At 44.3% G+C, this 11,166-nt stretch carries 8 protein-coding genes; 4 read left to right on the forward strand and 4 right to left on the reverse strand.

The window, feature by feature from the left end; all coding sequences use genetic code 11:
* Positions 1–370: 370 nt before the first annotated feature.
* Entirely contained in the window at positions 371–961 is a 591-nt protein-coding gene (locus tag CAG69_RS06350) for an outer membrane beta-barrel protein (RefSeq protein WP_005398217.1), read from the reverse strand.
* 127 nt (positions 962–1,088) lie between these two features.
* Between CAG69_RS06350 and cydH the strand changes: the two genes are divergently transcribed.
* Together cydH and CAG69_RS06360 are read left to right on the forward strand one after the other, a co-directional pair.
* Positions 1,089–1,181 carry a cytochrome bd-I oxidase subunit CydH gene (cydH, locus tag CAG69_RS06355; RefSeq protein WP_005372970.1) on the forward strand — a complete coding sequence of 31 codons (93 nt, stop codon included), beginning with the start codon at positions 1,089–1,091 and terminating at the stop codon, positions 1,179–1,181.
* Positions 1,182–1,225: 44 nt separating this feature from the next.
* Entirely contained in the window at positions 1,226–2,377 is a 1,152-nt protein-coding gene (locus CAG69_RS06360; protein WP_005398215.1) for a patatin-like phospholipase family protein, read from the forward strand.
* Positions 2,378–2,498: 121 nt separating this feature from the next.
* Here the strand turns inward: CAG69_RS06360 and pyk are convergent, their stop codons facing one another.
* Positions 2,499–3,941: a pyruvate kinase gene (pyk, locus tag CAG69_RS06365; RefSeq protein WP_005398214.1), complete on the reverse strand. Its 1,443-nt coding sequence runs from the start codon at positions 3,939–3,941 to the stop codon at positions 2,499–2,501.
* A gap of 412 nt (positions 3,942–4,353) precedes the next feature.
* On the opposite strand from pyk, the gene mlc reads away from it, so the two are divergent.
* Both mlc and CAG69_RS06375 read left to right on the forward strand, forming a co-directional pair.
* Positions 4,354–5,571, forward strand: a complete 1,218-nt coding sequence (mlc, locus tag CAG69_RS06370; protein WP_005398213.1) for a sugar metabolism global transcriptional regulator Mlc — start codon at positions 4,354–4,356, stop codon at positions 5,569–5,571.
* Between the two features lie 370 nt (positions 5,572–5,941).
* Positions 5,942–6,895 (forward strand): chemotaxis protein CheV, encoded by a 954-nt coding sequence (locus CAG69_RS06375; protein WP_161443249.1) that lies wholly within the window; start codon positions 5,942–5,944, stop codon positions 6,893–6,895.
* A gap of 72 nt (positions 6,896–6,967) precedes the next feature.
* On the opposite strand, the gene CAG69_RS06380 is transcribed toward CAG69_RS06375, so the two are convergent.
* Positions 6,968–10,042 (reverse strand): error-prone DNA polymerase, encoded by a 3,075-nt coding sequence (locus tag CAG69_RS06380; protein ID WP_161443251.1) that lies wholly within the window; start codon positions 10,040–10,042, stop codon positions 6,968–6,970.
* 27 nt (positions 10,043–10,069) lie between these two features.
* A partial coding sequence (locus CAG69_RS06385; RefSeq protein ID WP_161443254.1) for a Y-family DNA polymerase occupies positions 10,070–11,166 on the reverse strand: 1,097 nt, incomplete at its 5' end.

The raw sequence follows: 11,166 nt of genomic DNA on the forward strand, positions 1-11,166 counted from the left end.
TGATAAAACTGAAATATTTATCTGTTTTCACTAATCAGACTAACTTCTAATAATACTTAGCGCAATAGAATCTAAATGTTAACTCAGGTGCGTTGTCTGGTTTTAATCTTGTTAAATTTGAGTTTGATTATGGTTTTGTGTGGGGGATTGGTTGGTTGTATGGAACAAATGACTAGAATCCAATAATCGACTTGGTGTTTAAAACTATTTTGATGAACTAGGGCGTACGGCTATCTTTTGCGCACCCCGCTAGAGAATGCTTCGTTACTTTTCTAAGCGATGATGTTTAGATGATATTCTCTATCTGCTTTGTGTAGGACTCGCCCAGCACTCTTTGTGGCGAGCCCTACGAAGTGAAGTGTACAAAAAATTAGAAACGGAAACTAAAACCAATATTTGATTGGAATTGATTCATCCAATCGGTATCGAACTTAATGATGCAGTTTGAGCCGTCATTAGGTAGGGTGCAGGCTCCAGAGGTATCGTTATCAACGACCGTTCCCAACCATCTCAATTGGGCTGTCAACGCAAAGTTCTTTGAAAACTCATATTCCAGCCCTGCAAAAGCGCTAGCCGAAAATCCGTATTTTTTGTCTACCCAATCAACATCGGTGTAAGAGGCTCCCAAGCCAACACCAATATAGGTTTGCCAGTTTTCTGCAACAGGGTAGTACATGCTGCTTTGAAATTGCAGGTAATGGATGTCTGCCGAATTTGATAACTTTTCAAGTTCTGTTGATTGGTTGGAGTAAAATAATCCAATTCTTCCTTTCTCAAAAGGCGTCTCGATTGAAAGTGCGTAGTTCACTGCGGGATCGAGGTCGTATGTATTGCCACTTTCGTCTTCTACTTGACCGCCACCTGTATAGCCTATGAATGGAGTAACGATAATATTGGCTTGTGCACTTACCGCGGTGCTGAGCAGTATGCTTCCTACCAGCCAGCTGAGTTTTTGGTTCATGTCCTATCTCCTTATTATGACTAAGCTAATTGTGATGGGTTAGTCAAAATTGCGCGACTAAATTAAGCAAATCTTGAACATATTTCACACTGGTGTTATTAATTTGTTACATATTAAGGAGGTGTTTATGGAACACGATCTAAAATCCGCATTAATCATCGTGGTGACTGTTTTTGCAGTACTTTTGTCGTTTGGTATCATTGCGATTACAACGGCTTAAGATAACTACTTTTACCAAACGTTTTAACAAAATGGCGTGAGCCTATGATACGTAACAGCGGTATAATCACAGAAAGCCACACTGAGCTTGATGTCAAAGTTTATGAGCATTTCAGGCACGGAAAAACTGCTTTAGTCACGCAAGGTGGAGGGCAGAGAGGGATTTTTACCGCTGGCGTATTAGACGCATTTTTACTTTCCAACTTTGATCCTTTCGATGAATTCTACGGTACCTCTGCTGGGGCACTCAATTTATGCTCCTACTTATGTCGTCAACACGGTATGGGCAAAGCTTTTATTACCGAACTGACAACGTCTCCTGAGTTTTTTAATCTGTTTCGTTATATTCGAAAGCAGCAGTACTTGGGTTTAGAGTGGGCGTTAGAGCGGATTCAAGATTTCCCTTACAAGCTTGATCTTGATTTAGGCCGCAGTGCACTAGGAGGACGAGGTGCGTTTGCAGCGGTAACAAATGTAGAGACGCTATCGGATCAATATTTACCAATCTTGGGTGACACGTGGTTTAACACCATGTTAGCAACATGCGCGATTCCTAAGTTGTACCACGGACCTGTCGACGTTAATGGCAATAAGTTTGTTGATGGTGGTGTGTCGGCTTCTATCCCTGTTCAAGAAGCGTGGCGTCAGAATGCTCGCAACATTATTGTCATCCGAACAGAACCGTTCTCGGAGATTGAAGCGAGAGCGCAAAGTGAAGTAGGGGATGTGCCTGTCGAGTGGTATCGAGAGTCTATCAATTCGGTGCAGCAATCATGGCAGCAAAAAGTGAATCGATGGAAGTTGGATTGGGCTTCGTTCTTCCAACAAAAAATTAATGCCGCCCATCAGTCGAAGCTTGCCGGAAAAATGCTATTGAATGGAGGTCGTTGGTTGTTCGGTGCTGATAATTTGTATCGTCTAAGCCATTTAATCGGTGAGAATTTTGACTCAGGTTTAGCCGACATGCTGATGATTCACTATCAAACATTTGAGCTCACTCAGGCCTTTATATCTGCTCCACCTGACGATACTTTCATTTTACAAATCGCGCCTAAAGAGGGGCTTCGTTCTTCTTCTTTGTTAAGTGACCAAGAATCACTAGAGCATGATTATCAACTCGGACTTCAGGCGGGGTTTAATCTGGTTCAACTCTATGACCAACTGAATATTGAAATTGATGGCAGAGAGAGTGCATAACCTTTTGTATTAACGACATACGCTAAATACAAAGTGAAGTGTAAATAAATGAGGCTCCGTTTTCGGAGCCTCATTAGTGTGCGTACCTAATCTCTATGGTTAATAGGGTTAGGTATAAAGGTTATGCTTGCAGAATTCGCATGCAGTTGGTTGAACCAACGACATCCATTACATCGCCTTGAGTGATCATGACTAAATCACCCTTGTGCAAGAACCCTTGTTCTTTAAGGCTGGCAATCGCAGCTTGAGCTGTCGGTAAACCTGCATCACTTTTTGACTCGAAATATACCGGTGTCACGCCTCGGTATAGTGCAGCTCGATTGAGCGTGGATTCATTACGTGATAAGGCAAATATTGGTAAGCCAGAGCTTAAGCGAGACATCATCAACGCAGTCCTGCCAGATTCTGTTAACGAGATCATCGCTTTAATTCCTTCCATGTGATTCGCAGAGTACATGGTTGCCATTGCGATGGTTTCTTCAGCTGTTTCGAAGGTGCGATCTAAGCGATAAGTGGATAGGCTTGCCTCAGACATCTTTTCTGCGCCCACACACACCTCGGCCATGGATTTGACCGTTTCTACAGGGTATTTACCTGCTGCGGTCTCTCCAGACAGCATCACCGCGTCAGTGCCGTCTAGAACCGCATTGGCCACGTCCATCACTTCAGCACGCGTCGGCATCGGGCTAGTAATCATGGACTCCATCATTTGTGTCGCAGTAATTACGATGCGGTTTAAGCTGCGTGCGCGGCGAATCAGCTTTTTCTGGACGCCAATAAGTTCAGGATCGCCGATTTCTACACCCAGATCGCCACGCGCAACCATCACCACATCGGATGCGAGAATAATATCGTCAATAGACTCATTAGTCGCGACGGTTTCTGCTCGTTCGACTTTAGCCACCAACATGGCTTCGAGGCCTGCATCTCTGGCTAGGCGTCGAGCGTAATGCATGTCTTCGCCGTTACGTGGGAACGAAATAGCAAGGTAGTCCACTTGAATTTCTGCGGCGGTAAGAATGTCGGCTTTATCTTTCTCTGTGAGCGCATCGGCTGACAATCCGCCGCCTTTTTTGTTGATCCCTTTATTATTAGATAGTGGACCACCAACAATCACACGGGTATGAACTTTATTGCCTTCGACGCTGGTGACTTGCAGTTGAACGCGTCCATCATCGAGTAACAGAATGTCGTTTGGTGACACATCTTGCGGCAGTTCTTTATAATCTAGCCCTACGGACTCTTGGTTGCCTTCACCTTTTGGTAAATCACTGTCTAATGTGAATTTGTCGCCCACATTCAACATGACTTGGCCGTCTTTAAAGGTCGATACGCGGATTTTAGGGCCTTGCAAGTCGCCGAGGATAGCAACTTGACGCCCAAGCTTTGCCGCAATGGTACGGACTTTTTTGGCGCGTTGAATGTGGTCTTCACTGGTTCCATGTGAGAAATTCATACGGACAACGTTTGCACCGGCTTTGATGATCTCCTCAAGTACATTGTCCTTATCCGTTGAAGGACCAAGCGTGGTGACAATTTTTGTTCGTCTTAGTTTGGAAGTCATAGATTCTCCGATGAATGTATGTGTAAAGGTAACTTGAACTCTATCCTTACTTTCCTCAATCGCTCTCAAGGTCTGCCTCGTTGCTGAGCCCACACCTTAAAGCTGCTTGAGTATAAGTATATGCACAGAATGTTTACATTAAGAGTAATCCCGGTAAAACAGACAGATATTCCATAGGCTTCAGCCCCTATTGAAGAGAATGCGCTGTTGTAACAGGAGTTGCTTCATAATTTAGTGAATAAAAATAAGTTATTTTTCAAACAATTTAACAGGAGTAGATTCTTCGTTATTTGATTGAATACACAAACAAACAGGTTTATACGTGATGCTTGTCACGGGGATTTATTAATTCACTTCACAATTAGTTCGCAAAGTAAAAAAATTGTCTCGTTATAGAATTTCGGAGTGCAAGATGTACATGGCTCAACCGGGCCATATTGATCATATCAAACAGGTCAATGCTGGTCGTGTATATAAACTAATTGACCTAAAAGGTCCTATTTCTCGAATTGATTTGTCCAAGCAGAGTGAGCTTGCTCCTGCCAGTATCACCAAAATCACTCGAGAATTAATTGAAGCGCACTTGATTCATGAAACCACAGTACAAGAAGCGACGAGTCGTGGTCGACCTGCCGTCGGTTTGCAGGTCAACAACGAAGGGTGGCAATTTCTGTCAATGCGTTTGGGGCGAGGTTATTTAACTATTGCTCTGCATGAGCTAGGTGGTGATGTGTTGATCGATACTAAAATCGAGATACACGAACGTGACCAAGACGATGTGCTTGAGCGTCTGCTCTACGAAATTGATGAATTCTTCCAAACTTACGCGGATCAACTTGACCGTGTTACCAGTATTGCAATTACGCTGCCTGGCCTTGTGAATTCAGAGCAAGGTGTCGTGCTGCAAATGCCTCATTACAACGTCGAAAATCTTGCTCTTGGACCAGAGATATATAAAGCAACAGGCTTGCCAGTTTTCATTGCCAATGACACGCGAGCTTGGGCATTAGCAGAAAAGCTTTTCGGCCATTCTCAAGACAATGACAACTCTGTTCTTATCTCTATTCACCATGGTTTAGGTGCCGGCATCATTCTGGATGGGCGCGTTTTGCAAGGCCGTCACGGTAACATTGGTGAGCTTGGACATATTCAAATCGACCCAAATGGAAAACGTTGTCATTGTGGCAACATTGGTTGTTTGGAAACCGTTGCCAGTTCTCAAGCGATTCGTGAAGAAGTCGTAAGAAGAATTGCTGATGGCGAAGACTCTATTCTTGCTGAACAAGAAGAAATGAGTATTGAGAGCATTTGTGAAGCGGCAGCGAACGGTGATCCGTTGGCAGTTGATGTGATTGAAAAGCTTGGACGCTACTTAGGTTCCGCAATTGCTATTGTGATCAACTTATTTAACCCTGAGAAGATCTTGATCGGTGGTGTGATTAACCAAGCAAAAGATGTTCTTTATCCTGCGGTGCGTCGCTGTATCGAAGAGCAGAGTTTACCGGTTTATCACCAAGATCTTGAGCTGGTGGAATCTCGTTTCTATAAGCAAGCAACAATGCCTGGTGCCGCGTTGATCAAGCAAGCGTTGTACGATGGTCAGTTATTGATGAAGGTTGTGGAAGGCTAATTGCTTCAAACATGATGAAGTGCTTAGGTGTCGAGCCTATACATTTTTAGATGATTTAGGGTGAGGCTTAACAGCTCACCCTTTTTGATCGCCTATTACTAGAAGGTGAATTTGAGTTGTGCTGCATTGCTATATCTGCGCCATTCATGTAATTTCCTAAAAAGCTCAAGTAAATAAACCCAAATGGCTTTCAATGTGTAGAGTGACTTTGTGTCTGATACAAATAGAAGGGAAGTAATACGCTGAAACCGTTGTACTTTCAAGCCATGCTCGAAAAACAAATATCTTAAGGTTATTTGGGCTTAGAACCTTGATGTGTCTGTATTGATTTTGAGTAAAAATAAGAATTATCCATAATTTAGGTAGTAGTATGTCCGGAGTGTTAAATACGGTTGACCAGCGTACGAACTTGGTTGGTGAAAACCGACTAGAGCTTCTGCTGTTCACTTTAAATAGTCGCCAATTGTTTGCGATTAATGTGTTCAAAGTGAAAGAGGTCATCAAGCTGCCACCGTTAACCAAGCTTCCTGGCTCACACTACAACATTCGTGGGGTCGCTTCTTTACGAGGTGAAGCAGTGCCAGTGATTGATTTGCGTGGCGCGATAGGTTTCCCAGCTTTGCGTGGTGAAGCGGAAGAAGAAAACTTGATCGTGACAGAGTACAACCGCACGGTGCAGGGCTTCTTAGTCGGTCCGGTTAAAAACATTATTAATACGGCATGGACTGAAATTCAGCCGCCTCCTTCCACGTCTGGTCGCTCGAATTACCTCACAGCTATCACGCAAGTCAAAGAGGGGGATGCCTCTCAAATTGTCGAAATTATTGACGTTGAAAAAGTTTTAGCAGAGATCGTGCATTACGACGTCACGATTTCAGCGGACATTCTGGATCAAGAACTTGCCCAAGCAATGGTCGGGCGTAATGTTCTGATTGTGGATGATTCCTCTACAGCTCGTAATCAAGTTCGCGATACGCTTTCTCAATTGGGTATGAATATCATCGAGTGTCGTGACGGCCTAGAAGCGCTAACGGTTTTAAAACGCTGGTGTGATGAAGGGAAAGACGTGGAAAAAGAGCTGTTAATGATGATTACGGATGCTGAAATGCCTGAAATGGACGGTTATAAACTGACTCATGAAGTGCGCCAAGATCCACGTATGTCTAAGTTGTTTATTACGTTGAACACCTCTCTGAGCGGCAGCTTTAATGAAGCCATGGTACAAAAAGTAGGCTGTGACCGCTTTATATCTAAATTCCAACCGGATCTGCTGGTTGAAGTTGCTCAAGACCGATTACGTCAGATGCTTTCTAAAAGTGCATGATTAGACTTAGTGAAATCAGAGGGAGCGCAGCTCTCTCTGACTTTTTACACCTCTCTCCTTAATACTTCTGTACTAATGAAAGTCGCGAGATTTACTTTGTAGATTATTCAAATAGTGCGTGCAATCAATCAACTTGCCAGCAATAACGTGCGTGACTTCCCCCTCTCTTTCAAGAATGCCTTTCACCATTAATACTTTAGCGCCTAAATACGCTTGCTTTTGGGCTCGTGCTGTCGCTTGCCAAACGACCACATTAATGTTGCCTGTGTCATCTTCTAACGTAAAAAATGTCACGCCAGCGGCGGTGCCTGGAGATTGTCTTCCTGTTACCACACCTACCACTGTGACCAGTGACTTATGCGGTTTCTCTGTCAGTTGCCTCATGCGGGTAAAGTGAGGGAGTTTGCCCGTTTCTTCTAATAATTTAATTGGATGGCGGCTAAGAGATAGTCCCGTGCTTGCGTAATCCTCAATTAAATTTTCATATTCAGAGGGTTGAGTCTGGTAGCTAACATTGGGTTCTTCGACCTTGTGAAACAATGGTAGGTCAGATAAGGAATCCATTGCTGCCCAGCGAGCGTTATAACGATTTCCCGATAAGGCCTGAAATGCATTGGCTGAAGCCAATAATTCAATGTCACTTCGGCTTCTTAATATCTGCTTTACTTCTTGAATCGATCGGTAACCATTAAGTGGTTTGCGCTCAATAAGCCTTTGTGCGCTTTCTGCGTTAAAGCCTTTCACCAAGCGAAAACCAAGTTGCACGCCGAGCCTGCCATTCGGACGTGAGACGAGATGATGTTGATATTTTGAATGATTGACGCACACCGGCAATACTTCGACGCCATGTCGGCGAGCATCTTGTACTAATTGCGATGGGCTATAAAATCCCATTGGTTGGCTGTTCAATAATGCAGTGTAAAATTCGGCTGGGTAATAATATTTTAACCATGCAGAACAATATGCCAGCACTGCGAAAGACGCTGAATGACTTTCAGGGAAGCCGTACTCACCAAAGCCGCAAATCTGATCGAAAATGCGCTCAGCAAACGCTAAGTCATAACCTCTCTCTTGCATACCATTGATCAGTTTTGGTCTGAATTTAGCGAGATCGCCATTCTTTTTCCATGATGCCATCGCTCGACGGAGTTGATCGGCCTCGCCGCCGCTAAACCCTGCGGCTACCATGGCTAGCTTGATGACTTGCTCTTGGAAAATAGGGACGCCCATAGTCCGCTCAAGAACGCTTTTTACTTCTTCCGATGGATAACTGACAGGCTCTTTGTGATCACGCCGTTTTAAAAAAGGATGCACCATATCACCCTGAATAGGGCCTGGACGAACAATCGCAATTTGAATCACTAAATCGTAATAACAAGCGGGCTTTAAGCGAGGGAGCATGCTCATTTGTGCACGAGATTCAATTTGGAATACGCCTATCGTGTCGGCCTTTTGAATCATGCGGTACACGTGTGGATCATCTTGTCGGCGAGTGATCTCGGAAATAGAGAGGGAGCGCTGGTGGTGTTTCTCGACCAGTTGAAAGCACTTTCTGATGGCGTTTAACATGCCGAGTGCGAGCACATCGACTTTTAATAGCTTCAAGCTTTCTAAATCGTCTTTGTCCCATTGAATGATAGTGCGATCTTCCATCGAGGCATTTTCAACAGGTACTAACTCATATAAAGGGCCAGATGAAATTACAAAACCACCCACGTGCTGAGATAAGTGGCGTGGGAAGCCAATTATCTCGTTGACCAATTGGATAAACTGCTGCCCTTTGAGAGATTCTGGTTGTAAGCCAAGTTCAATAATTTGAGCTTGCCAGCCTTGGCTGCGATCTCGGCGATTAACGTTCTTAATGAAAAAATCTAATTGGGTCTCTTCAATCCCTAGCGCTTTACCGACTTCACGCACGGCACTTTTAAAGCGATAGCTGATCACTGTTGCAGCAAGTGCTGCACGCTCACGGCCATATTTTTTGTAAATATATTGGATAACCTCTTCACGGCGCTCGTGTTCAAAGTCCACATCAATATCCGGCGGTTCCTTACGTTCTTTACTGATAAATCGTTCGAATAAGACTGCGATTTGTCGAGGGTCGACGGCGGTAATTTCCAGGCAATAGCACACCACAGAGTTTGCGGCGGAACCTCGACCTTGGTAAAGAATGCCTTGTTGTTTCGCGAACATTACGATGTCGTGGATGGTAAGGAAGTAGTAGTGGTATTTCAGCTCTTGAATAAGCGCAAGTTCATTCTCGATGGTTTGATTGACTTCTGCTGGCACGCCTTCAGGAAAACGCAGCTTTTTACCACGCTCGACTAACATACGTAAGTAAGAGTCGGGTGTATAACCATCTGGGATCAGCTCGGTAGGATATTCGTATTTTAAATCGGAGAGCTTAAACTCGCATAAATCGGCGATGTAAGTACTTTCTTCCAGCCATTCTGGTTTGTAAATCCGAACCAGTTTTTTAAAAGGACGAAGCGCTCGTTCTGTATTCGAAATACGATCAAAACCGAGTTTATCGACGCTACACCCATGCTTTATAGCGGTAAGTACATGCTGTAATGGCAAGCGTTCAACATCATGCATGAGAACGCCTCCGCAGGCAGTTATAGGTAATTGAAATTCATGTGCTAACTGCTCGCAGTGCGCAATGTACTCAGTATCGTTGTTACTCAAATGGCGCTGAATCGCTACCCACAAACGATTAGCGTGGTGTTGATTGAGCCAGCGTCCCCAATAGTGGTCACTCTCTTGATGTGTGGGCAGCCACAATATCAAGCAATGTCGAATCGACATCAAATCCCATTCGAACAGTTGATAGTTGCCTTTTTCACTTCGTCTTCTTGCGTTTGTGATGATACGACACAACTCGGCATAAGCCTTGCGACAAGGGCAAAGCAGTACGATTTGGCATTCATCATTTAACCAAAACATACTTCCAACGATTTGTTTGATATCGAGTTTATGTTGTTCGATGGTCGCATGGGCTTTGACAACGCCCGCGACCGAACATTCATCAGTTATGGCTAGAGCTTGATAGCGATAGAAAGCAGCTTGGAGTACCAGTTCTTCTGCATGAGAAGCCCCAGTCAAAAAAGAGAAGTTAGACTGACAAAATAGTTCCGCGTAACTCATAATGATCCAACAAAAATAACTGTCGATTTAACAAAAATAGCCATGAAGAAACCAGTGCTTGTGCTGATCGCGAAATATCCATAACCAGCGGCCTTGCTTGGTGTGTGCAATGTAGTAATCACGCATGATCTCATCACCATCCCACCATCCAGAAACGATTCGCTCAGGTCCGTGGACCAAAGAGACTTGCTCTTGCAATGCAATGGGAGTGGGCAATTGCATTGCGGGGCGTAGTATGGATGGTATGGCGTGCTCCTTTTCATCTGGAGCATCAGCAGGGCGATACTGACTGGCCTTTTCTGGTCTAGGATCGCAAGCGATGTTGGGTTTTAACACGGCACTTTTCCCCAATTTAGCTTGCAGTAAAGAGAGCAGTTCTAAAGCATTCATGTTCCCTTTTTGCCCAGCAAAGAGATCGCGTGATGCACTAAGAGGCTCACCTTGACGGACGACTTTTAACGTTAGCCCTGTGACTGGGCCATTGAGCGAGAGTGACTCTAAGCTTAAACTCGCTAACTGCTGCCAACGCTGACATAGGTAATCACCTTGCGCAGAAGTGAGTTGAAGGTGTTGCTCTTGTTTCTCACGCTGGTGGAGTGTTAAACACAGCTCAAAAGCGACCTTATCTCTTAATTTAAGAAAGGTTTCGAGTTGACGAAGTAACTTGGCCAGCGGCTTTTCAATCCACTGGACGTTTTCGAGCTCAAATAACAGCTCTAAATAAACTTGGAAGGATTCGGTCGGGTGATAAAAGTCTACAGGATGCTTGAACTGCCCTGTCAGTCGACCAACGTAGTTCACCAAATCGATATCAAAGCGTCGTGCGATGTCTTGCAACGGCAGTTCAAGTAACCCTTTTAAGGAAGTAACGCCTACGCGGTGCAGCTTTTCAACCATAGAGATCGATAAATCGGTTAGAGGCAGAGGTAATGGGAATAACATTTGTTCGATAAGAGATTTGTCGTCACTAAGAACATTTGCTCCTGCCAATGCCATTAACTTGGCTGACAAAGGTGAAAAACCACAACCAAATTGAAAGCTTAACTGCAGTTTAGTTAAGTGAGCACTGACTTTATTCCAGTAATTGTCCAACCCTTCATATAGGGTGAGCATCGGTGTGGCAC

Origin of the sequence: Vibrio sp. V43_P6S15P86 (genome assembly GCF_009904725.1) — a bacterium.
Classification (GTDB): domain Bacteria; phylum Pseudomonadota; class Gammaproteobacteria; order Enterobacterales; family Vibrionaceae; genus Vibrio; species Vibrio diabolicus.